This is a genomic window from Pseudomonas sp. PAMC 29040 (genome assembly GCF_003994535.1).
GTDB classification, from domain to species: Bacteria; Pseudomonadota; Gammaproteobacteria; order Pseudomonadales; family Pseudomonadaceae; genus Aquipseudomonas; species Aquipseudomonas paraversuta.
On the sequence record NZ_RZAA01000002.1, the window covers coordinates 26004 to 48608 of the forward strand.

Annotated in this window: 21 protein-coding genes and 1 pseudogene; 17 read left to right on the forward strand and 5 right to left on the reverse strand. The window is 59.6% G+C overall.

All coding sequences use genetic code 11. The annotated features are described in order from the left end of the window. Window positions 1-108 precede the first annotated feature (108 nt). Window positions 109-768 carry a glutathione S-transferase family protein gene (locus WG29040_RS03060; protein WP_127195657.1) on the forward strand — a complete coding sequence of 220 codons (660 nt, stop codon included), beginning with the start codon at window positions 109-111 and terminating at the stop codon, window positions 766-768. A 106-nt stretch (window positions 769-874) separates the two neighbouring features. On the opposite strand, the gene argH is transcribed toward WG29040_RS03060, so the two are convergent. Further along, the gene (gene argH / locus WG29040_RS03065) at window positions 875-2269 is read right to left on the reverse strand and encodes an argininosuccinate lyase (RefSeq protein WP_003438234.1); all 1395 of its coding nucleotides are present in this window, start codon (window positions 2267-2269) and stop codon (window positions 875-877) included. A gap of 265 nt (window positions 2270-2534) precedes the next feature. Between argH and WG29040_RS03070 the strand changes: the two are divergent. From WG29040_RS03070 to WG29040_RS03105, 8 genes and pseudogenes are all read left to right on the forward strand, one after another. After that, window positions 2535-2657: pseudogene (locus WG29040_RS03070) on the forward strand (sensor histidine kinase); the annotation flags it as partial. Beyond that, window positions 2654-3400, forward strand: coding sequence for a LytTR family DNA-binding domain-containing protein (locus tag WG29040_RS03075; RefSeq protein WP_003438237.1), 747 nt, complete (start codon window positions 2654-2656; stop codon window positions 3398-3400). The pseudogene WG29040_RS03070 and the gene WG29040_RS03075, both read left to right, overlap by 4 nt. Before the next feature lie 122 nt (window positions 3401-3522). After that, on the forward strand, window positions 3523-4464 hold the full coding sequence (gene hemC, locus WG29040_RS03080) for a hydroxymethylbilane synthase (RefSeq protein WP_003438240.1): 942 nt from the start codon (window positions 3523-3525) through the stop codon (window positions 4462-4464). Then, on the forward strand, window positions 4461-5228 hold the full coding sequence (locus WG29040_RS03085) for a uroporphyrinogen-III synthase (RefSeq protein WP_003438244.1): 768 nt from the start codon (window positions 4461-4463) through the stop codon (window positions 5226-5228). The genes hemC and WG29040_RS03085 overlap by 4 nt, the downstream gene beginning before the upstream one ends. A gap of 16 nt (window positions 5229-5244) precedes the next feature. Continuing rightward, window positions 5245-6378, forward strand: a complete 1134-nt coding sequence (locus WG29040_RS03090; protein WP_003438247.1) for a uroporphyrinogen-III C-methyltransferase — start codon at window positions 5245-5247, stop codon at window positions 6376-6378. Continuing rightward, window positions 6375-7616, forward strand: a complete 1242-nt coding sequence (locus WG29040_RS03095; RefSeq protein ID WP_003438249.1) for a heme biosynthesis protein HemY — start codon at window positions 6375-6377, stop codon at window positions 7614-7616. The genes WG29040_RS03090 and WG29040_RS03095 overlap by 4 nt, the downstream gene beginning before the upstream one ends. A gap of 215 nt (window positions 7617-7831) precedes the next feature. Continuing rightward, a complete protein-coding gene (locus WG29040_RS03100; RefSeq protein ID WP_010656885.1) occupies window positions 7832-8371 on the forward strand; it encodes a disulfide bond formation protein B in 540 nt (179 codons plus the stop codon). A gap of 177 nt (window positions 8372-8548) precedes the next feature. After that, on the forward strand, window positions 8549-9034 hold the full coding sequence (locus WG29040_RS03105) for an Rsd/AlgQ family anti-sigma factor (protein WP_003438254.1): 486 nt from the start codon (window positions 8549-8551) through the stop codon (window positions 9032-9034). 55 nt (window positions 9035-9089) lie between these two features. On the opposite strand, the gene WG29040_RS03110 is transcribed toward WG29040_RS03105, so the two are convergent. Next, window positions 9090-9755: an FKBP-type peptidyl-prolyl cis-trans isomerase gene (locus WG29040_RS03110; protein ID WP_003438256.1), complete on the reverse strand. Its 666-nt coding sequence runs from the start codon at window positions 9753-9755 to the stop codon at window positions 9090-9092. Window positions 9756-10001: 246 nt separating this feature from the next. On the opposite strand from WG29040_RS03110, the gene WG29040_RS03115 reads away from it, so the two are divergent. Beyond that, the gene (locus WG29040_RS03115) at window positions 10002-10991 is read left to right on the forward strand and encodes an AlgP family protein (RefSeq protein WP_127195658.1); all 990 of its coding nucleotides are present in this window, start codon (window positions 10002-10004) and stop codon (window positions 10989-10991) included. Here the strand turns inward: WG29040_RS03115 and WG29040_RS03120 are convergent. Further along, a complete protein-coding gene (locus WG29040_RS03120) occupies window positions 10988-11452 on the reverse strand; it encodes a TIGR02444 family protein (protein WP_010656883.1) in 465 nt (154 codons plus the stop codon). The genes WG29040_RS03115 and WG29040_RS03120 overlap by 4 nt on opposite strands. Before the next feature lie 50 nt (window positions 11453-11502). On the opposite strand from WG29040_RS03120, the gene WG29040_RS03125 reads away from it, so the two are divergent. The 5 genes from WG29040_RS03125 (at window position 11503) to WG29040_RS03145 (ending at window position 17278) form a co-directional block, all read left to right on the forward strand. Further along, window positions 11503-13413 carry an ATP-binding cassette domain-containing protein gene (locus WG29040_RS03125; protein ID WP_003438265.1) on the forward strand — a complete coding sequence of 637 codons (1911 nt, stop codon included), beginning with the start codon at window positions 11503-11505 and terminating at the stop codon, window positions 13411-13413. Beyond that, window positions 13413-13970 carry a mechanosensitive ion channel family protein gene (locus tag WG29040_RS03130; RefSeq protein ID WP_003438267.1) on the forward strand — a complete coding sequence of 186 codons (558 nt, stop codon included), beginning with the start codon at window positions 13413-13415 and terminating at the stop codon, window positions 13968-13970. Before WG29040_RS03125 ends, WG29040_RS03130 begins: the two co-directional genes overlap by 1 nt. A gap of 184 nt (window positions 13971-14154) precedes the next feature. Continuing rightward, window positions 14155-14787: a LysE family transporter gene (locus tag WG29040_RS03135; protein ID WP_003438269.1), complete on the forward strand. Its 633-nt coding sequence runs from the start codon at window positions 14155-14157 to the stop codon at window positions 14785-14787. 66 nt (window positions 14788-14853) lie between these two features. Next, window positions 14854-16752, forward strand: coding sequence for a cytochrome c/FTR1 family iron permease (locus WG29040_RS03140; RefSeq protein WP_010656882.1), 1899 nt, complete (start codon window positions 14854-14856; stop codon window positions 16750-16752). A 73-nt stretch (window positions 16753-16825) separates the two neighbouring features. Further along, complete coding sequence (locus tag WG29040_RS03145; protein WP_003438273.1) at window positions 16826-17278, forward strand: YaiI/YqxD family protein; 453 nt, start codon at window positions 16826-16828, stop codon at window positions 17276-17278. On the opposite strand, the gene elbB is transcribed toward WG29040_RS03145, so the two are convergent. Beyond that, a complete protein-coding gene (elbB, locus tag WG29040_RS03150) occupies window positions 17279-17944 on the reverse strand; it encodes an isoprenoid biosynthesis glyoxalase ElbB (protein ID WP_003438276.1) in 666 nt (221 codons plus the stop codon). A gap of 109 nt (window positions 17945-18053) precedes the next feature. On the opposite strand from elbB, the gene WG29040_RS03155 reads away from it, so the two are divergent. Continuing rightward, a complete protein-coding gene (locus WG29040_RS03155) occupies window positions 18054-19292 on the forward strand; it encodes a sterol desaturase family protein (RefSeq protein ID WP_003438282.1) in 1239 nt (412 codons plus the stop codon). Here the strand turns inward: WG29040_RS03155 and WG29040_RS03160 are convergent. Beyond that, window positions 19270-19890 carry a DedA family protein gene (locus tag WG29040_RS03160; protein ID WP_003438283.1) on the reverse strand — a complete coding sequence of 207 codons (621 nt, stop codon included), beginning with the start codon at window positions 19888-19890 and terminating at the stop codon, window positions 19270-19272. The two genes, WG29040_RS03155 and WG29040_RS03160, sit on opposite strands and share 23 nt — an antisense overlap. A gap of 435 nt (window positions 19891-20325) precedes the next feature. On the opposite strand from WG29040_RS03160, the gene ppk1 reads away from it, so the two are divergent. Beyond that, on the forward strand, window positions 20326-22560 hold the full coding sequence (ppk1, locus tag WG29040_RS03165) for a polyphosphate kinase 1 (RefSeq protein ID WP_003438285.1): 2235 nt from the start codon (window positions 20326-20328) through the stop codon (window positions 22558-22560). Window positions 22561-22605 lie beyond the last annotated feature (45 nt).

A 22605-nucleotide genomic window follows, 5' to 3' on the forward strand; every position in this document is an offset into this window, starting at 1 on the left:
AAAGGCGGGCAGTCTAACTGTATTCACGTGGCTGATGCTGCTAGCCAGTGTAGCGGCGAAGTTCTATAACAACGGCTGCCAACCCCGATACGGCCTGGAGGCTTTGTAATGATCAAGCTTTATGGATTCGCAGTCAGCAACTACTACAACATGGTCAAGCTGGCGTTGCTGGAGAAGGGCGTCCCATTCGAAGAAGTCCCGTTTTTTGCCGAACAGACCCCGCAGGCACTTGCGATCAGTCCGCGTGGCAAGGTCCCGGTGCTGGGCGTCGATCAGGGCTTCATCAACGAAACCAGTGTGATTCTTGAATACCTGGAACAGACCCAGCAGGGGGAAAAACTGCTGCCGTCCGATCCGTTTGAGCGTGCCCAGGTGTTGGCGCTGACCAAGGAAATCGAGTTGTATATCGAATTGCCGGCGCGCGCCTGTTATGGAGAAGCCTTCTTTGGCATGCAAGTGCCCGAGGCGATCAGGGACAAAGCCCGGGTCGAGTTGCTGGAGGGCATTGCTGCTCTGGGCCGACACGGCAAGTTCGCGCCTTATGTGGCAGGTGACACGCTGAGTCTGGCGGACATTTACTTTGTGTTCAGCGTCGATCTGGCCTGTGCTGTTGGCCATAAGGTGTTCGGCCTGGACCTGCTGGCAGAGCATCCGGCAGCCCGGGCACTGCTGGAGCGTCTGCAGCGCAACCCCCACGTGCAGCGGATTGTGGCCGACAAGGAAGCGGCCATGCCGCAATTTCTGGCCTGGATCAGCAGCAAGAAATAACCCTGCCGGGATTTGCAGGGCAATAAAAAACGGGCGCTCAAATGGCGCCCGTTTTTTTATAACCCGCAAAACCTTGTAGCCGCTGCCTGCAGCAGCGGTTATAGCGTTAGCGAGTGGCCAGCAGTGCCTTGCCACGAACAACCGCAGCCTTGACCTGTGCAGGTGCAGTGCCACCGATGTGGTCGCGGGCATTGACCGAGCCTTCCAGGGTCAGTACGGCAAAGACGTCGTCTTCGATCTGATCGCTGAACTGGCGCAGTTCTTCGAGGCTCATTTCAGCCAGATCCTTGCCGGTCTCCACGCCGTACTTCACGGCGTGGCCGACGATTTCGTGGCAGTCGCGGAACGGCAGGCCACGGCGAACCAGATAGTCGGCCAGGTCAGTGGCGGTCGAGAAGCCGCGCAATGCCGCTTCACGCATGATCGCGTGCTTGGGCTTGATCGCAGGGATCATGTCTGCAAACGCACGCAACGAGTCGCGCAAGGTGTCAGCCGCGTCGAACAGCGGTTCCTTGTCTTCCTGGTTGTCCTTGTTGTAGGCCAGTGGCTGGCCTTTCATCAGGGTCAGCAGGCCCATCAGAGCGCCGAAGACACGGCCGCTTTTGCCACGAACCAGTTCCGGTACGTCCGGGTTTTTCTTTTGCGGCATGATCGAACTGCCGGTGCAGAAGCGGTCTGGCAGATCAATGAACTGGAACTGGGCGCTGGTCCATAGCACCAGTTCTTCGGAGAAGCGTGACAGGTGCATCATTGCAATGCTGGCCGCAGCGCAGAACTCGATGGCGAAATCGCGATCGGACACGTTGTCCAGCGAGTTACCGCCCACGGAATCAAAGCCGAGCAACTGAGCAGTGAATTCGCGGTCGATCGGGTAGGTGGTACCGGCCAGTGCCGCGCTGCCCAGCGGCATGCGGTTGGTGCGTTTGCGACAGTCGACCAGACGTTCGTAGTCGCGGCTGAGCATCTCGAACCATGCCAGCATGTGGTGACCGAATGTCACCGGCTGGGCGGTTTGCAGGTGAGTGAAGCCGGGCATGATGGTCTCGGCTTCGCGCTCGGCCTGCTCCAGCAGACCTTTTTGCAGACGTGTGATTTCAGACAGGATCAGGTCAATCTCGTCGCGCAGCCACAAGCGGATGTCGGTGGCGACCTGGTCGTTGCGGCTACGTCCGGTGTGCAGTTTCTTGCCGGTTACGCCGATGCGGTCGGTCAGACGCGCTTCGATGTTCATGTGCACGTCTTCCAGATCGATGCGCCAGTCAAAGGTGCCGGCTTCGATTTCGCTCTGGATGGTTTTCAGGCCTTCGATGATGCTGTCACGCTCGGCATCAGTCAGCACGCCGACCTTGGCCAGCATAGTGGCGTGGGCCACGGAGCCCATGATGTCGTGACGATAAAGGCGCTGGTCGAAAGTGACGGAGGCAGTGAAGCGCGCAACGAAGGCGTCGACGGGTTCACTGAAGCGGCCGCCCCAGGACTGATTGGTCTTGTCGGTGCTCATGGATTCGCTCGTAATCGGCTGAGGGGAGTTACACAGAAAGTTACTGCAGATCATAACAGGGTTGCCAATCGTGGCGTTGACCCAGGTCGGCAGGTTTCAGGGGAAGTAAGGTATAAACAAATACCGGAACGAAATGTATTGATTGAGTACTTTCGTCTTGGCAACCGTCTACAGTTGCTCGTATGGATGAGTCATTGCATGTCTTTGTAGAATGCCAGACGCATCCGGTATTAAATCGAGCAACAGATGCAGGTGATTTTTTGCTGCGAGGTTTGCGGCACTTTTTGGCCTTTTCGCTAGTCTTAGCGTGGATCGCCGTGACAGCCGTCACATCACCTGTCTACGCTATCCTTGTGCGAGACTCACGCAGGAATACAGCGCTATATGAATGTCCTGATCGTTGATGACGAACCTCTGGCCCGCGAGCACTTGAGCGATGTGCTCCGTACGCTCGGGGGTTACACGTTGCTGGAGCCTGGCGCCTCTCATGGCGAAGAGGCATTGAGCCTGATCGAAAACCTCAAGCCGGATGTCGTGTTACTTGATATCCGCCTGCCGGGGCTCGATGGGCTGCAGGTTGCAGCCAAATTATGTGAGCGCGAATTACCGCCCTCGGTTGTCTTTTCCGTGGCCCCTGACGAATTTTCCCTGCAGGCCCTGCAAGAGAGCGGTGTCAGCTACGTGCTCAAGCCGGCAACCGCCGAAGCCCTGGGTGCTGCATTGAAAGAGGCGCACCGGCCCAACCGCGTTCAACTGGCGGCCCTCACCCGTCCTGCCGCGCAAACCGGCAGTGGCCCACGCAGTCACATCAGTGCCAGAACCCGTAAAGGGATTGAGCTGATTCCTATCGACCAGGTGATTTACTTTATTGCTGACCATAAATACGTGACCTTGCGCCACGAAGGCGGCGAAGTCCTGCTCGACGAACCACTCAAAGCCCTTGAGGACGAGTTTGGTCAGCGCTTCGTACGGATCCACCGTAATGCGTTGGTCGCCCGTGACCGGATCGAGCGTCTGCAGCGAACGCCGCTGGGGCACTTCCAGTTGTTTCTCAGGGGCTTGAATGGCGATGCGCTGATTGTCAGCCGCCGGCATGTCGCGGGTGTTCGCAAAATGATGCAGCAACTCTAACCCGCGCCAACAGGCGCGGGGCCGGGTTTTGGGCCAGGGAGGCCGGGTACTTCTGATACAAGTCAAAGCTGTTTTGGCTGAGCTGTTATTATCAGCCGTATCTTTTCAGTACGGATTGATCCATGTCCTCTCGCGAAATCCGCATCGCTACCCGTAAAAGCGCCCTGGCTCTGTGGCAGGCCGAATACGTCAAAGCCCGTTTGGAGCAGGCTCACCCGGCTCTTGTGGTGACGCTGGTGCCCATGGTCAGCCGTGGCGACAAGCTGCTGGACTCGCCACTGTCGAAAATCGGCGGCAAGGGTCTGTTCGTCAAGGAGCTTGAAACGGCTTTGCTCGAAAACGAAGCCGACATCGCAGTGCACTCGATGAAAGACGTGCCCATGGACTTCCCTGAAGGTCTGGGCCTGTTTTGCATTTGTGAGCGCGAAGACCCGCGCGATGCCTTTGTCTCCAATACCTTTGCCAGCCTCGACGATTTGCCCCAGGGCAGTGTTGTCGGCACCTCGAGCCTGCGCCGCCAGGCCCAGCTTTTAACCCGTCGCCCGGACCTCGAAATCCGCTTCCTGCGCGGTAACGTCAATACCCGTCTGGCCAAGCTGGATGCGGGTGAATATGACGCCATCATCCTTGCTGCTGCGGGCCTGATTCGTTTGGGCTTTGAAGATCGCATCACTTCGCCAATCAGCATTGAGCACAGTCTGCCGGCAGGTGGGCAGGGCGCGGTCGGTATTGAGTGCCGCAGCAGCGACCCTGAAATTCACGCCTTGCTGGCGCCGCTGCACCATGCCGACACGGCTGTGCGGGTCACTGCCGAGCGCTCGCTGAACAAGCATTTGAACGGTGGCTGTCAGGTCCCGATTGCGTGCTATGCGGTGCTCGAAGGTGAGCAAGTCTGGCTCCGGGGCCTGGTGGGCGACCCTGGCGGAGGACTGCTCCTGAGCGCCGAGGCGCGTGGCCCGCAAAGTGCCGCTACGGAGCTTGGGGTACAGGTGGCTGAAGATCTGCTGGCTCAAGGAGCGGGTGCCATTCTGCAGGCGGTCTACGGTGAGGCAGGGCACGAGTGACAGGCTGGCGCTTGTTACTGACCCGGCCCGCTGACGAGTCGGCGGTTTTGGCGAGCGAGCTGGCCGCCGCCGGGGTTTTCAGCAGCAGCTTGCCCTTGCTGGCAATCCATCCGCTGGCGCTGACTGATGAGCAGTTGGAGCTGATTGCCAATATTGACCGCTATTGCGCGGTGATTGTGGTCAGCAAGCCGGCGGCCCGCCTTGGCGTTGCGCTGGTCAAGCAGTACTGGCGGCAAGCGCCCGCTCAAAAGTGGTTCAGCGTCGGTGCCGCCACGGCGCAGATTCTCACCGACCACGGCCTTGATGTTAGCTACCCTCAAAGCGGTGACGACAGCGAAGCCCTGTTGGCGCTGCCGGTGTTTATCCAGGCAGTCGGGTGTGCTGATCCCAGGGTTCTTATCCTGCGTGGCGAGGGCGGCAGAGAGCTGCTGGCTGACCGCCTTCGAGGTCTGGGTGCCCGGGTCGACTACCTTGAACTTTACCGTCGAGAGTTGCCGTCATACCCGGCGCAGGTACTGCCCGAGCGGGTCAAAGTGGAACGCCTGAACGGTCTGGTGGTCAGCAGTGGGCAGGGCTTTGAACATTTACACCGCTTGTCGGGCCTTGCCTGGCCCGGGTTGGCACGTTTACCGTTGTTTGTTCCAAGCCCTCGGGTTGCCGAGATAGCGCGCAGCGCAGGGGCGAAAAACGTTGTGGATTGTCGTGGCGCAAGTGCCACGGCTTTGCTGGCGGCGCTACGGGAGCATCCCGTACCCGCTTTCTAATGCAAAGGATGGATACGTGAGCGATAGCGATACAGTCGTGCCAAAAGAACACGTGCAGCCGGCGCCGGAAGCGTTGGCTCAAAAGCCTGTTACGACGCCGGAGCGTCGGGGCAATGGCCTGGCCGTGGTTGCACTGCTGCTGGGTGCCGCCGGTGTGGCTGTCGGCGGTTGGGGGGTGTGGCAGGTGCGTCACCTGCAAACCAACACCGAACAACAACTGGGCGAAGTCCAGGCCCTGGCGGCACAAACACTGTCGATCAAGCAAACCGAGCAAGTCCTGCTGACGCGCCTTAACCAGCTGCCATCCGCCAGCGAGCTGGATAACCAGCGCCAGTTGGTCGTGCAGTTGCAAGGCGATCAACAGCGCCTCAATCAGCGCCTGGAGACGGTACTGGGCGCCAGCCGCAAGGATTGGCGTCTGGCCGAGGCCGAGCACTTGCTGCGCCTGGCCAGCCTGCGCTTGTCGGCATTGCAGGACATCAGCAGCGCACAGGCACTGGTGCAGGGCGCCGATGACATTCTTCGCGAGCAGAATGACCCCGGCTCTTTCGCCGCACGTGAACAGCTGGCCAAAAGCTTGACCGCATTGCGCAGCGTTGAGCAGCCGGACCGTACCGGGCTGTTCCTGAAGCTGGGCGCCTTGCGCGATCAGGTGGCAGACCTCAATGCATTGGCTCCGCAATACAAGGATGCTGGCGACTCGCTGCTGGGCCTTACGGCCGATGGCGATGGTGCGAGCCGCTGGGCGCAATGGTGGGATGAAATCTCGCACTACATCCGCATTGATTTCAACGCCGATAAAAATGTGCGGCCGCTGCTGGCAGGTCAGAGCCTGACGCAGGTGCGCCTGGCCCTGAGTCTGGCGCTGGAACAGGCCCAGTGGGCCGCCCTGAACGGCCAGGAAGCGGTCTACGCCCAGGCTTTGGCGCAAGCGCAAGAAGTGCTCAAGGGCAACTTCAATCCGGACAATACGCAAAGCAAAAAAATCCTTGAACAGGTGATTGAGCTGAGCAAGCAACCGGTCACGGTGAAAACCCCGGATCTTGCTGGCACCTTGAGTGCGGTACAGGCCTATCTTGAGCGTCGCAACGTGAATGCTGATGAGCCGGGCAAGGCGGCTGCCAACCCGGCGCAGGAGACCAGCCCATGAGACGCTTTTATGTGATTGTGTTTTTGTTGATTGCAGCTGCGGCCTGCATCGGCCTGGCAATCGCCGAAGACTCGGGCTACGTATTAATCGCCTACAAAAGCTTCCGTTACGAATCCAGCCTATGGGCCACTTTGGCGCTGCTGGTGGTGCTCTGGTTGCTGGTCTGGGGCATCAAGCTGCTGGTCGAGCTGGTCACGGCGTCGACCGGTCTGGTCAATCCGTGGTCGCGGCGCAACCGCAGCCGGCGCACGCAGATTGCCATCGAGAATGGGCAAATTGACCTCGCTGAAGGGCGCTGGGCCAGTGCCCAGAAACACCTGACACGCGCCGCCGAAGCCGAGCGCCAGCCTTTGCTGTACTACCTGGGGGCGGCACGGGCAGCCAGCGAGCTGGGGCACTACGAAGAGAGCGACAACTTGCTTGAGCGTGCTCTGGAGCGTCAACCCCAGGCCGAACTGGCGATAGCGCTGAGTCATGCCCAGTTGCAGATGGATCGCGCTGACACCCAAGGTGCATTGACCACCTTGCAGGCCATGCATGAGCGCCATCCGCACAATGCTCAGGTATTGCGTCAGTTGCAGCGCCTGTATCAACAGCGTGGTGACTGGACGGCACTGATCCGGTTACTGCCCGAGTTACGCAAAGACAAAGTGCTGCCGGCCAGTGAGCTGGCGGAACTGGAGCGTCGTGCCTGGGGCAAGAATCTCAGCTTCGCGGCTCAGCGCGAAACCGAAGGCGAAGCAGGGCTGCAATCGCTTCAGCGCGCCTGGCAACAACTCACCTCAGCCCAGCGCCAGGAGCCCGCTCTGGTGCTGGCATACGCTGAGCAATTGCGCCGTCTGGGTGCGCAAGCCGAGGCCGAAGAAGTCCTGCGTGGAGCGCTCAAGCGCAACTACGACAGCCATCTGGTGCGCCTCTATGGCCTGCTGCGGGGCAGCGATCCAGTGAAGCAGTTGCAGACTGCAGAAGGCTGGCTCAAGACGCATCCCGGCGACGCCAGTTTACTGCTCACCCTGGGTCGTTTGTGTCTGCAAAACAGTCTGTGGGGCAAGGCGCGGGACTATCTTGAAAGCAGCCTGAAAATCGAGCGCAACCCTGAAGCCTGTGCCGAGCTGGCGCGACTGTTGGCGCAATTGGGCGACACGACACGCAGCAACCAGTTGTTTCAGGAAGGTTTGAATCTGCTGGATGAGCGTTTGCTGGCGCTGCCTTTGCCGGCTACGGCCACCAGCCTGTAAATGTCGCAGTCCGGCTTGCGCATGGGCGCAAGCCGGACGTTGCAGGTCAGATAGCGTGACACTGGCTGACATGTCTTACGAAGCCCATTCGTAAGGATTACCTGATCTATTGGCAATTGCGTACGTTCTTTCGGACAGTTCCTAGCGGGCGACCTTGAAAGGGCTGATGGCTTTCATCTACCGTAATCGACTGTCTATTTTGTTACGGAAAAGCCATGTCCCTGGCATGCTCACGGTTCATTTTTCTTTTAGTGTTTCTGGCCGCGGCTTTGACCATGGGCGCTTCATTGTTCCTGGAATACGGGGTGGGGCTCGAGCCCTGCCTGTTATGCCAGGCGCAACGCGGCTTTTTGCTGGGGATATGCCTGGTCAACCTGATGGGCTATGTGCATGGCCCGCGTCGTGCGGGCATGTGGGGCTATTCCATTGCGTCCATGCTGCTGGCCCTGGGTGGCGCTGCGAGCGCACTGAGGCAGGTGCTGATGCAACGTCTGGCGCCCGAACAGCTGATGTTTTGCCAACCCGATCTGGCCAGTATCTGGCGCGACCTGTCCCTGAATGAAATATTCTCGATGATCTATCGGGGAAACGATGTATGCGCACACATTAGCTGGACGGTGCTTGATCTGAGCATTCCCGAGCTAAGCCTGCTGGCCTTTGTCGGCTTGAGTATTGCTGGCGGCTTTCAGGTCGTCAGCTCGATTTACTATCGCAAACCCCGTGCGCCTGCGACCCGGAGTAGCAGTAAGTATTAAACGCTTGTATGAACATTCTCTCGTGGGTACCTTGAAGCAGTTGCCGTGCGGGCATAATCTGGCCCGCACGCATTATTGGAATTATGCCGCCCAATACCGGTGCGCTTTGCACATTTGGGTTCAGACAGGCCTGGCTACAGTCAGGCGGCGTGGGCCCACAAGGGAAGAGAGACCGTCATGCTAGAAAGATGTCAGAGTGCTCAGGAACGTTTTAATGGCGTCCACAAGCTAATTGATAACTGGTTGCATGAGCGCCGCGAACTTGTGAAGGCTTACGATGCCGTCGATGTAGAGCAAAGGTCTTCCAATCCCAAGCGTAAAACCCAAAAGGAGTTTTGCCAGGTATTGGTAGATTACGTTTCGGCAGGCCATTTCGAAATTTATGAGCAGCTGAACGACGAAGCCAAAGCGTTCGAAGACGATAAAGGCCTTGAAGTCGCCAGTACCATTTACCCAAGACTTGAAGCCATTACACAGGCCGCGCTGGATTTTAACGACCAATGCGATGGCAAGGACCACCGTCCGGACTGCGAAAAGCTGGCGGCGAAATTCCAGGTGCTTGGAGAGCTGCTACATGAGCGGTTTGAACTCGAAGACTGTCTGATTGAAGTGCTGCACAACGCGCACAAGCAAAAAGAAGAAGTTCAAGCCATCGAGGCTTAGGTGGGGCGGGGTTGAAAATGGTGCGCATGGCGCGCCATTTTTCGTTATGGGCCGCTCACTTTCTGATATCGAGCAACTCGACTTCAAATACCAGGGGCGTGTAGGGCGCGATCAAATCTCCCGCACCCTCTGTGCCGTAAGCCTGGCTGGAAGGTATTGCCAGCCGCCACTTGGCGCCGACCGGCATCTGCACCAGCGCACTGCGCCAGCCCGCGATAACGCTGTCCAGGCGAAACCACTGAGGCTGAGTGCTCTGGTCGAATATTGTGCCGTCCGGTAGCCGCCCCACATAGTTCACCAACACCGAATCCTGTACGCCGGGTCTGGCTCCTGTGCCGTGCTTGAGCTCGGTGAGGATGATGCCGTCAGCCAGCTCCCGTGCCTGTGGTTGCTGTTTTTCCTTCAACAAAAAGTCACGCTCGGCGCCGAGTGCCATTTCACTCTGCGGGCGGGCTGACGCGGTTTCGGCCTGGGCCTGATGCAGGGTGAGGATCTGCTCGATGCGCTCATCACTCAAGGCCAGCGGTTTGCCCTGGTAAGCCGTACGCAGACCTTCGATCAACGCCTGCAGTTGCAGTTCGGGGACTTCCTGACGCAGACGCTCACCCAGGCTTGCGCCCATGCTGTAAGCGAGGTCATGGGCAGCATCGGAGCCTGGCGTTGTGGCCGCATGGGTCAAAGGGGCAAGGCACAACAACGTCAAGAATAGGTAACGCGGCATGGGCACTCTCCGGCCTGAAGTGCGGGGGATTATGCCAGCGCTGACGCGCGCACTCCGGATTTTATTCGGGGTTTAAAAACGTTTGGCCACCCGACAGAATTACTCGGGGCGCAGCTTAAAGATTGATCTGGCACAAGTTTCTCAGTGCCATGCAACCCACAGCTATCGTTAGTGTCAACATGCCCTAGCGGCGCTTACTACAGAGGTCTAGTATGAGCCGCACTCACTTCAGCCAGGAGGTAAACCATGTCGGCCAACAAGAAGCCTGTTAATACGCCGTTGCACCTGCTCCAACAGCTCTCAGGCAGTCTGCTTGAGCATTTGGAAAACGCTTGTTCTCAAGCGTTGGCTGATGCTGAGAAACTGCTCGCCAAGCTTGAAAAACAGCGCGGCAAAGCTCAGGAAAAACTGCACAAGGCGCGTGAAAAACTGCAGGACGCTGCTAACGCAGGCAAGTCCAAGGCGCAGTCCAAAGCCAAGGCTGGGGTTAAAGAGCTCGAGCATCTGCTCGATACACTCAAGGATCGTCAGACCGAAACCCGTACCTACATTTTGCAGCTCAAACGCGATGCCCAGGAAAGCCTGAAACTGGCCCAGGGCATTGGCCGGGTCAAAGAGGCAGTAAGCAAAGCCCTGTCGACTCGCGATGCCAAGCCTGCAGCGTCGAGCAAAAAATCGGCAGCAAAAGCCTCCGCAAAATCCTCCGCGAAGGCTCCGGTCAAAGCAGCCGCCAAACCTGCCGCCAAAGCGCCTGCACAAAAGCCGGCAGTGAAGCCTGCGGCCAGGCCGGTAGCAGCCAAAGCCCCTGCCGCCAAGCCAGCAGCCGCCAAAACAGCTGCTGCAAAACCTGCGGCCAAGCCGGCAGCGGCCAAAGCGGTTGCGGCCAAAGCACCGGCTAAAGCCCCTGCCAAAGTCGCGGCCAAACCTGCGGTCAAAACCGCTGCCGCCAAGCCTGCGGCCAAACCAGCAGCCAAGCCTGCCGTAGCGGCCAAGCCCGCCGCAAAACCTGCTGCCGCCAAACCTGCCGTAGCCGCCAAAGCGCCGGCCAAGCCTGTGGTTAAACCGGCCGCCAAGGCACCAGCCAAACCGGCTGTTAAAAAGCCTGTGGCAGCCAAGCCGGCCGCCACTGCTGCCAAACCGGCTACAACCCCCGCTGCGGCACCAGTGGCCACTGCGCCGGCGCCAACTCCGGCACCTGCAGCAACCCCGGCTACAACCCCCTCCAGCGCTTCCTAAGCGCGGTTGATTGCGGCGCGCAGCCTGTGCAGCGCGTCGCAATCAGGATGGCTGGCACTGCTCGCCATCTTGTTCAACCAGTCGCAATTGTCCCCGGACCGGGTTGACGACCAGCCTTGTGTCGCCGCCTCCAGGCGTTGCAATAACGTACGCTCAGCCTCCAGCTCCAAAGCCTTGACTTGCATGCGTAGCGCGCTCAGCGAATCATCCTGTGCGGCCGCATCGCGCCACCGGATCCGCAGCTGGCGTAACGGTTGCACCACTTCGCGTTGCCATGGTCCGGCGCAGACTTTTAAATGTTCAAGGCGCGCTTCGCTGCAAGCCACCCCGCGCTCTTGCAACCAGGCCGCACAGAGCAACAGGCACACATCCAGGCCCTGCGCTTGCAGGCTCAGACACGCTTGCTCTACCCCGGGCCGGGCATAGAGGTTCAAACAGTAATTCCACAGGTCATTCTGCATAGTGCAATTCGCGCCAGTTGAGAGGGAAGCTGGTAGACTCCGCCGCCATTATGATCCGACTTCAGAACCTGACTTTACAGCGTGGCCCGCAACGTCTGCTAGAAGACGCCGAGCTGACCCTGCACGCCGGCCACAAAGCCGGTCTGGTCGGCGCCAACGGCGCCGGTAAATCCACTTTGTTCGCCTTGTTGCTGGGTGAGTTGACGCCTGATTCCGGGGATTGTCTGCTGCCGGCCGACTGGCGGATTGCCCACATGCGGCAAGAAATCGACACCCTCGACCGCATCGCGATCGATTACGTGCTCGATGGCGACTTGCGCCTGCGCCAGGTGCAGGCCGATCTGGCCAAGGCCGAAGCCGACGAGGATGGCGCCGCACAGGCGCGCCTGCATGCCGAGCTGGACAGCGCGGACGGCTACACCGCCGATGCCCGCGCCCGCAAAATGCTCGCCGGGCTGGGCTTCACCAACGAACAGATGGATCGGCCGGTAGCCGATTTCTCCGGTGGCTGGCGGATGCGCCTGAACCTGGCGCAGGCCTTGATGTGCCCGTCCGACTTGTTGCTGCTCGATGAGCCGACCAACCACTTGGACCTCGACGCCATCCTGTGGCTCGAAGACTTCCTCAAGAATTATCCGGGCACCTTGCTGCTGATCTCCCACGATCGGGACTTCCTCGATGCCGTGGTCGACAACATCGCCCACGTTGACCAGCGCAAAATCACCCTTTACCGCGGTGGTTACAGCGCCTTCGAACGCGCCCGTGCCGAGCGTCTGGCCCAGCAGCAACAGGCCTACGAGAAGCAGCAGGCGCAACGTGCGCACATGGAAAGCTACATTGCCCGCTTCAAGGCCCAGGCCACCAAGGCACGTCAGGCCCAGAGCCGGATCAAAGCCCTGGAACGCATGGAAGAGCTGAGCGCGGCCCATGTCGACTCGCCGTTCGATTTCGTGTTCCGCGAGGCGGTCAAACTGTCCAGCCCGCTGCTGGATTTGTCCGATGCCCGGTTGGGCTATGGCGACAAAACCATCCTGGAGAAGGTCAAGCTGCAGTTGGTCCCGGGCGCCCGTATCGGTTTGCTCGGCCCCAACGGCGCCGGTAAATCGACTTTGATCAAAAACCTCGCAGGCGAGCTGGAGCCGTTGTCGGGCCGTCTGGCCCGAGGCGAGAACCTGGTTGTCGGCTATTTTGCCCAGCATCAGCTCGACTCGCTGGACTCAAAAGCCAGCCCGTTGTTGCACATGCAGCGTCTGGCGCCGGCCGAGCGCGAGCAAACCCTGCGCGACTTCCTGGGCGGTTTTGACTTCCGTGGTGCGCGCATCGACGAGCCGGTACTGAATTTTTCGGGTGGCGAAAAAGCCCGTCTGGCCCTCGCGCTGATCGCCTGGGGCCGGCCGAACCTGCTGCTGCTCGACGAACCCACCAACCACCTTGACCTCGAAATGCGTCTGGCGCTGACCATGGCTCTGCAAGAGTTCAGCGGTGCGGTACTGGTGGTGTCCCACGATCGGCATTTGCTCAAAAGCACCACGGATGAGTTCCTGCTGGTGGCAGACGGCAAGGTGCAGGAATTCGACGGCGACCTCGAAGACTACGCCCGCTGGCTGGCTGATTATCGCTTGCGCAACGCGCCGGCCAGCAACACGCCGGTCAATCCTGACAAGACCGATAAAAAGGCTCAGCGTCAGGCTGCTGCAGCGCTGCGTCAGCAGTTGGCACCGCACAAGCGCGAAGCTGACAAGCTTGAAAGCGAACTGGGCAAGGTCAATGAAAAGCTGGCCAAAATTGAAGCCAGTCTGGGCGACAGCGGCGTCTACGAAGCCGCGCGCAAAGACGAATTGCGCGAGTTGCTGGCCGATCAGGCCAAGCTCAAACAGCTGGAAGGTCAGCTCGAAGAGCGCTGGATGGAAGCCCTGGAGCTGCTGGAAACCCTGCAGGCCGAGCTGGAAGCACTGTCCTGATGGAAGCCCTGCATTTGCCAGTCCCCGCCGAGCTGATAGCACCGCTGTGGCTTGCCCTGCAGATCTTGCTGATCCTGCTGGCGGGGTACTTCTCGCAGCGCATCGTGGCCCGGTTCCTGACCCGACTGAGCGAGCGTTATCCGTTCCCGCCGCAGCTGCTGATGCCGCTGCGGGGCGGCTTGCGCTGGTTCATCATGGGCAGTGCCTTGATCTTCGTTCTCGAGCGCCTCGGCGTTTCGGCCACGGTGCTGTGGACGGCCCTCTCGGGTTTTGTCGCGGTTGCGGCGATTGCCTTCTTCGCCATGTGGAGCGTGCTGTCCAACCTGCTGTGTGCGGTGTTGATCTTCACCGTGGGCCCGTTTCGGATTGGCGACGTGGTGGAACTGCTCGACACCCTGGACAAGCCAGGGGTCAAAGGCCGGGTCGTGGCCATCAACCTGCTCTACACCACCCTGATCGAGCCTGCAGAATCCGGCAGTGGCAGCAGCATGGTGCAAGTGCCCAACAGCCTGTTCTTCCAGCGCTCTGTACGGCGCTGGCGCGAAGGCGATCTTTGACCCTGCCCGATGTGGGAGCTGGCTTGCCAGCGATAGCACCCTGCAGCAGCCCGGTCAGACCGTGTCGTGAGCATCGCCGGCAAGCCTGCTCCCACAGGAAGCGGCCAACTACAAAAATCAGTGGTCAATTTTCAGCCAGCGCATTAGCTTAAGGACTTGTTACAGCATTTGTCCGAGGTGTGGGATGTCGTTGGAAACGTGGTTGGCCTTTTTCGCTGCTTGCTGGGTCATCAGCCTGTCGCCCGGTGCGGGTGCTATTGCTTCGATGTCGTGTGGCCTGCAATACGGTTTCTGGCGTGGTTACTGGAACGCCCTGGGCCTGCAACTGGGTCTGGCATTGCAGATTGCGATTATTGCCGCCGGTGTTGGCGCAGTGCTCGCCGCCTCGTCCACCGCTTTCTATGCGATCAAATGGTTTGGCGTGGCTTACCTGGTTTACCTCGCGGTCAAACAATGGCGTGCATTGCCGGCGGACCTCAGCGATAACGCTGCCGTGCGCCCCATTGGCAAGCCGCTGGCGCTGATCTTCAGAGGATTTCTGGTGAATGTCAGCAACCCCAAGGCGCTGGTATTCATGCTTGCGGTCCTGCCGCAGTTCGTCGACCCGAGTGCACCTCTGGTGAGCCAGTACCTGACCCTGGGTGTGACCATGATTTGTGTCGACCTTATTGTCATGGCCGGCTACACCGGTCTGGCTTCGAAAGTCCTGCGCTTGCTGCGCACGCCCACACAACAGCGGCGCATGAACCGCACTTTTGCCGGTTTGTTCGTCGGTGCGGCAGGCTTTCTGGCGACGCTGCACCGCGCCACCAGCTAAAGATCTTGAGTCACGGTCATTGGAAGTGAACAATGTGTTACTTCTCATTTCCATCCGGATTTATTAATGACCGCCCGCTCGCGTTTTTTAGCCTGGCTGATAGTGCCAGTGTTCGCGTTGTGCAGCCTTGCTGTGTCTGCCAACTCCCCGGAAGGCGCCTCACAAGCGCTGCATCTGATCGACTACATCGGTGCGGACTACCCGCCTACAGTTGAAGATGGCAAGGTCATCGATGACACCGAGTACCGCGAACAGCTGGAGTTTTTGACGGTTCTCAAGGGTCTGGTCGCAGACTTGCCGCAACGCCCTGAGCGTGCGGAACTGGTGCAGGGCGTCAGTGCCTTGCAGTCAGCCATTGAGCAGCGTACCGATGGTGCGAGCGTGGCCCGCGAGGCGCGCCAGTTGGGCGCCAGACTGGCACTGGCCTACGAGGTCAGCCAGGCCCCTGTCATCACCCCGGATCCGACCCGCGGTGCACCATTGTTTGCCCAGCATTGTTCGGTGTGCCATGGCCCGACCGGGGCTGGCGATGGCCCGGCAGGCGTCGGCATGACGCCACCACCGGCCAACCTGCGCGATGCACAACGCCTTGATCGTCTCAGCCTCTATGGGATTTTCAACACCCTGGGCCTGGGCATTGAAGGCACTGATATGCCGTCGTTTGCCGATCAGCTGGATGAGCGTCAGCGTTGGGACCTGGCGACCTATATCGCGGGGTTGAGTGTCAATCCGGCGGCTGCCAAAGCGGACAAGACGTACAACCTGGCAGACCTTGCCCGTCTCACACCTAACGAGGTGCTGGTTGCTGAGGGGCCTGAAGCGACCGCCACTTTCCGTGCTCAGCGCGCCGTGCCACCACAGGTCAAGCGCGGCCCGGCGCAGTTGCTCGATTACACCGCGCAAACCCTCGACAAAAGCCTGGCGGCCTATCGTGCCGGTGATCGCGAACAAGCCTACGACTTGTCGGTAGCGGCTTACCTGGAAGGTTTTGAGCTGGTCGAAAGTTCGCTGGATAACGTCGACAGCAACGTGCGTAAAAGTACCGAAAAAGCCTTGATGGCTTATCGGCAATCGTTGCAGGACGGCTTGCCCACCGAACAGGTGGAGCAGCGTCTGGACGCGGCCAAAGCCTTGCTTAAGCAGTCCGCCGGGCTATTGGGCAGCGATGGTCTGAGCTGGTCCCTGAGCTTTATCTCGGGCTTGCTGATTCTGCTGCGCGAAGGCCTGGAAGCGATTCTGGTGCTGGCGGCGATCCTCGCCTTCCTGCGTAACACCGGCCAGCAATCGGCGGTGCGCAGCGTCAATGCGGGCTGGGCCCTGGCTCTGGTTGCAGGCCTTGCGACCTGGGCGTTGGCGGCCTATGTGATTGATGTCAGTGGCGCCCAGCGCGAACTGCTGGAAGGCTGCACGGCCTTGTTTGCCAGCGTCATGGTGCTGTGGCTGGGGGTGTGGATGCACGACCGCCGCCATGCGGCAGCGTGGCAGGACTACATCAAGAGCAGCCTGGTCGGTGGTGGTGGGCGTTTCGGTTTTGCGATCCTGGCGTTCTTCTCGGTTTACCGGGAGTTGTTCGAAGTGATCCTGTTCTACGAGACCCTGTGGCTCCAAGCAGGTCCGGCAGGCCACAACGCGGTATTGGCGGGCGGTGCCACGGCGCTGGTGCTGTTGATGGGGTTGGCGTGGATTATCCTGCGCGGCTCGGCCAAATTGCCGCTGGCCCTGTTCTTCGGCATCAATGCCGCATTGCTGTGCGCACTGTCGGTGGTGTTCGCCGGTCACGGCGTCAAAGCACTGCAAGAAGCCGGGATCTTTGGCACGCGGCCAGTGGCATTCTTCGAGTTTGACTGGCTGGGCATTCATGCCGACGCTTACTCGCTGGGCGCGCAGGCGCTGGCAATCGTGGCGATTATTGTGCTCTACGGCCGCAGCAAGCCGGGTGGCAAGCGCCCCGTGCACACCGCGTAATTGCCCCCATATCTTGTAGACGCGAGCTTTCAACAGCTCGCGCCTGCAAGTCATTTGATAAAGGAGTTTCCCCATGCGTGTCTGGATTGACGCAGATGCTTGCCCCAAGGCCGCGAAGGATCAAGTAATCAAATTCGCGCTCAAACGTCAGTTTGAGGTGGTGTTGGTGGCGGGGCAAAGCCAGGTCAAGCCGACGTACGCGCTGGTCAAACTGATTGTGGTGCCCAGCGGCCCGGATGCGGCGGATGATTATCTGGTGGAGCACGCGGTGCCCGGTGAGTTGGTGATTTGCAGCGATGTGCCCTTGGCCGACCGGCTGGTGAAGAAGGGCGTGGCCGCGCTGGACCCGCGGGGCAAGGAGTTTGACCCGCAAAACATGGGCGAGCGGCTGGCGGTGCGTAATCTGTTTACTGATCTGCGCGAGCAAGGCCAGATGGGCGGCGGGCAGGGCGCCTATGGCGAACGCGAAAAACAGGCGTTCGCCAATTCACTGGACCGGATCCTGACCCGGCTGGCGCGGGGCTGATCAGGCCTCGTGGGTCAGTTCCAGTACCCGGTCGACCATTTTGTTGATGCCTGAAGCTGCTTCGCTGATCGATTGGGCGAGCATATAGGCCGGGGTGCTGACCAGTTTGCGGGCTTTGTCCTCAACAATGTCAGTCACTTCGCACTCTTTGTGGGTTGCACCCATTTTGCCCACGGCTGCTGCTGTTTCAGGGTCCTTGCCGATGGTGCAGGTCACGCCAGGGCCGTAGATCTTGGCGGCTATGGCCGGAGAGATACACATCAACCCCACTGGCTTGCAGGCCTGGGCAAAGGCTTCGGCCAGGGCCAGCACGTCAGGTTGCACGGTGCATTCGGCGCCCCTGGCGGCAAAGTCAGAAAGATTTTTTGCCGCGCCAAACCCGCCCGGGACGATCAGCGCATCAAAGTCATCGACATTGGCTTCACGAATATCCTTGATTTCACCGCGCGCGATCCGCGCCGACTCCACCAGCACGTTGCGCGACTCGGGCATCTCGTTGCCGGTCAGGTGGTTGATCACATGATGCTGGGCGATGTCGGGTGCGAAACACTGCACTTTGGCGCCGCGCTGGTCCAGGCGCAGCAGGGTGATGACGCTTTCGTGGATCTCGGCACCGTCGTAGACGCCGCAGCCAGAGAGAATCACGGCAACTTTTTTGTGGGTCATGTTGGGTCTCCTTGTTCGTGGCGTTAATGTCGCCTGATTTGGCGTTTGACGCCATAGGGGGTTGTCCCGGGAACGCCTACGCTTGGTTGATCTTGGGGTGAGGTGTGCAATGAAGCTGATTCTGTATGCAGTGCCGTTCTTCTTTGTGCTGATCGCGGTGGAGTTGCTGGTCGACCGCTGGCGTGCAATGCCTACCTATCGCCTTGCAGACACGATCAACAGCCTGAGCACCGGGGTGCTGTCGACCACCACCGGGTTGTTGACCAAGGGTGTAGGACTGGTTACTTACGGCGTCGCCCTGAAATATCTGGCAATTACCGAACTGCCTGAAGACAGCCTGTGGGTCTGGCTGTTTGCCTTTGTATTCTACGACTTCTGTTACTACTGGCATCACCGTCTGGGGCATGAGCGCAACGTGCTGTGGGCCGCGCACTCGGTGCATCACCAGAGTGAGGACTACAACCTGTCCACGGCCCTGCGCCAAACCAGCACCGGCTTTATATTTGGCTGGATTTTCTACCTGCCAATGGCCGTTTTGGGGGTGCCGTTGTTGGTGTTCGTTACGGTGGCGACCCTCAATCTGCTCTATCAATTCTGGGTCCACACGCGGCATATCCCCAAGTTGGGCTGGTTCGAGTGGTTCTTTGTATCGCCGTCCAATCACCGGGCTCACCATGCGCAAAATGCTCTCTACATGGATCGCAATTACGGCGGGGTGTTCATTTTTTGGGATCGCCTGTTTGGCACCTTTCAGGAAGAGGACGACGCCGAGCCAGTGATTTTCGGGGTCACGACACCGCTCAAGAGCTGGAATCCGCTGTGGGCCAACTGGCAGTTCTATGGTCAGTTGCTGGCGGATGCGCGGCGCACCCAACGCTGGCGGGACAAGTTGCGTATCTGGTTTATGCCCACCGGTTGGCGGCCTGCGGATGTCGCCGCGAGGTACCCGCTGCACAAGTCGGACCTGAGCCAGTTCGAGAAATTCGAAGTGGCATTGCCGCCTCGCCAGCAGCTGTATATCGCGCTGCAATTTGTGGTCTATGTGGCGCTCGGCAGTTATCTGCTGAATTTGGGCGAGACTTTGCCGCCGCCGGCGTTGATTTTGGGGTGGGGATATATGGGGCTGGGTTTGTTTGTGCTGGGGGCCGGGCTGGAGAACCGGCCCTGGGCACTGAAGCTTGAATGGCTGCGCCTGGCGCTGAACCTGCCACTGCTGTGGCTCGCCCCGTGGGCGGGACTATGGCCGGCCAGCGCACTGGGCTGGGCCGGCCTGTTCAGCTACAGCCTGTTAAGCGTGGCCGGTCTCTATATGTGCAGAAACCGGGTTACTCAGCTGGCGGGTTGTTAGCTTCTTCAGCGGCCCGGATTTTTTCTTCGAGAGCAGCCTTTTTGGTCAGACGGGCATTTTTGAAGCGCCGACGCGCCCACAAGCCCAGGCCCAGTACCAGCAAGGCGCCCAGCACCCATAGCTCATACTTCTTGACGCTGCCCAGCAGGCCCTCAAGCACGGCACCGAAGTGGTAGGCGGCGGTTGCCAGGGCAATGGCCCAAATGGCTGCACCAATACCGTTGAGCAGCAAGTAGCGGCCCGGCGGGTAGCCCGACAGACCAATGGCTACAGGCATGACGGTACGCAGGCCGTAGACGAAGCGGAAACTCAAGACCCAGATATCCGGGTGCTTGCGAATGTGCTCCAGTGCCTTGTCGCCCATGAGTTGCCAGCGCGGTTTTCGCGCCAGTAATTTGCGGCCGTGCTTGCGCCCCAGGAAGTACCACAGCTGGTCGCCGGCATAACTGCCGAGGAATGCCACGATCATCACCAGCTTGAGGTCCATGTATCCGCGGAACGCCAGGAAGCCTGCGAGAACCAGAATGGTCTCACCTTCAAAGAACGTCCCAAGGAACAGGGCGAAGTAGCCAAACTCTTGAAGAAATTGTTGGAGCATTGTCTGGATGCTGGCGAAATGAACGCGCAGCCTACGCCTTAAGGGACATTCAGGAAAGTATCGAAATGTGTCTTGGCGTTAACAATTCCTACAAATGGTGTGTATTTGACTTACATCATTGGTGTTGTCATCTAGTGTTCATGGCGGGTGGATATAACCATCGCGCGTAGCTGTTTTGAGTGCTCAACCTGTGGCGGCTGGCAGGCCCACGATCCTGCAACGCCGGGCAGTCACGGTCGCCGGCAGGCCGGCTCACTGAAGATCGCGGCCATAGCTCAGAACAATTTCGACAAATCACCCTCTAACTCGGCTCCAGCCCGCATAAAGCGACTTCGAGCGGTTTAAACCCACTGGCGTTGGTGGCATTCTGGCAGCTCGATTGCACGCGCCGCTTAACTGTTACGAGAGTCAAACCCGCTCTTACAGGAACACTCAATGAATACCGAAGGACAGACAGAACTCGTTGCTACAGAGGCCGAGCCGGTTGTTGAACCGGTCGCTCAGACCCCGCCCGTGCCGCAAGGTCACGTCGCTGTCGTGCCTGAGGCGCCTGCGGCGCACCCGACGATTGCCATTCCGGGTCTGGATGACAGCAGTCTGTATATCCACCGCGAGCTGTCGCAGTTGCAGTTCAACATTCGCGTGCTGGAACAGGCGCTGGATGAGTCCTATCCGTTGTTGGAGCGATTGAAGTTCCTGCTGATCTTCTCCAGCAACCTGGATGAGTTTTTCGAGATTCGTGTCGCGGGCTTGAAGAAGCAAATTACCTTCGCCCGTGAGCAGGCGGGCGCTGACGGCCTGCAGCCGCATCAGGCGCTGGCGCGGATCAGTGAGCTGGTACATGGCCATGTCGACCGCCAGTACGCGATCCTCAACGATATCCTGTTGCCCGAGCTTGAAAAGCATCAGGTGCGCTTCATTCGCCGCCGCCACTGGAACACCAAGATCAAAGCCTGGGTGCGCAAGTTTTTCCGCGACGAAATTGCGCCCATCATCACCCCGATCGGCCTTGATCCGACGCATCCTTTCCCGTTGCTGGTCAACAAGAGCCTGAACTTTATCGTCGAGCTGGAAGGCATCGACGCCTTCGGCCGTGATTCGGGTCTGGCAATTATCCCGGCCCCGCGCCTGTTGCCGCGGGTGATCAAGTTGCCTGAAGACGTCGGCGGTACAGGGGACAACTACGTGTTCCTGTCCTCGATGATTCATGCCCACGCCGATGACCTGTTCCAGGGCATGAAGGTCAAGGGCTGCTACCAGTTCCGCCTGACCCGCAACGCTGACCTGTCGGTGGACACTGAAGATGTAGAAGACCTGGCCCGCGCCCTGCGCGGCGAGTTGTTCTCGCGTCGCTATGGCGATGCGGTGCGTCTGGAAGTGGCCGACACTTGCCCCAAACATCTGTCCGATTACCTGCTCAAGCAGTTCAACCTGCATGAGACCGAGCTGTATACGGTCAATGGCCCGGTAAACCTCACGCGCCTGTTCAGCATCACCGGTCTGGACAGCCATCCCGAGCTGCAATACACGCCATTCACTCCGGCGATTCCGAAGCTGTTGCAGAACAGCGAGAACATTTTCAGCGTCGTCAGCAAGCAGGATATTTTGCTGCTGCACCCGTTTGAGTCGTTCACCCCTGTGGTTGATTTGTTGCGTCAGGCCGCCAAAGACCCGCATGTACTGGCTGTGCGCCAGACCCTGTATCGCAGCGGTGCCAACTCTGAAATCGTTGATGCGCTGGTGGATGCTGCGCGTAACGGCAAAGAAGTGACTGCCGTTGTGGAACTGCGTGCGCGATTTGACGAAGAGTCCAACCTGCAGCTGGCCAGCCGCCTGCAAGCTGCCGGTGCCGTGGTGATCTATGGCGTGGTCGGTTTCAAGACCCACGCCAAAATGATGCTGATTCTGCGCCGTGAGGCGGGGGAGATCGTGCGTTATGCGCACCTGGGTACTGGTAACTACCACGCGGGCAACGCCAAGCTCTACACCGACTACAGCTTGCTGACATCGGATGACGCGCTCTGCGAAGACGTCGGCAAGCTGTTCAGCCAGTTGATCGGCATGGGCAAGACCTTGCGCATGAAAAAGCTCTTGCATGCACCCTTCACCCTGAAGAAGGGCATGCTCGACATGATTGCCCGTGAGACCCAGTTCGCGTCGGAGGGCAAACCTGCGCATATCATCGCCAAGTTCAACTCCCTGACCGACCCGAAAATCATCCGGGCGCTGTACAAGGCCAGCCAGGCCGGGGTGCGGATCGATTTGGTAGTGCGCGGGATGTGTTGCCTGCGGCCGGGTATTCCGGGGGTCTCGCATAACATTCATGTGCGCTCGATCATTGGTCGCTTCCTGGAGCACACGCGGGTGTTCTACTTCCTCAATGGCGGCGAAGAGCAGATGTTCCTGTCGAGCGCTGACTGGATGGAGCGCAACCTGGATAAGCGGGTCGAAACCTGCTTCCCGGTGGAGGGCAAAAAGCTGATTCTGCGGGTCAAGAAGGAGCTGGAATGCTATCTGACGGACAACACCCACAGCTGGAGCCTGCAATCGGACGGCCGTTACATTCGTAACACGCCCACCGGGAATCAAAACCCGCGCAGTGCCCAGGCAACCCTGCTGGAGCGTCTGAGCCTGCCGGTGTTGACAGTGAGCACCGGCCCGTCGGTGTAAGCCCCGGCCCTGCAGCAGCCTGCCAGCCAGCCTGGCGATGAATAC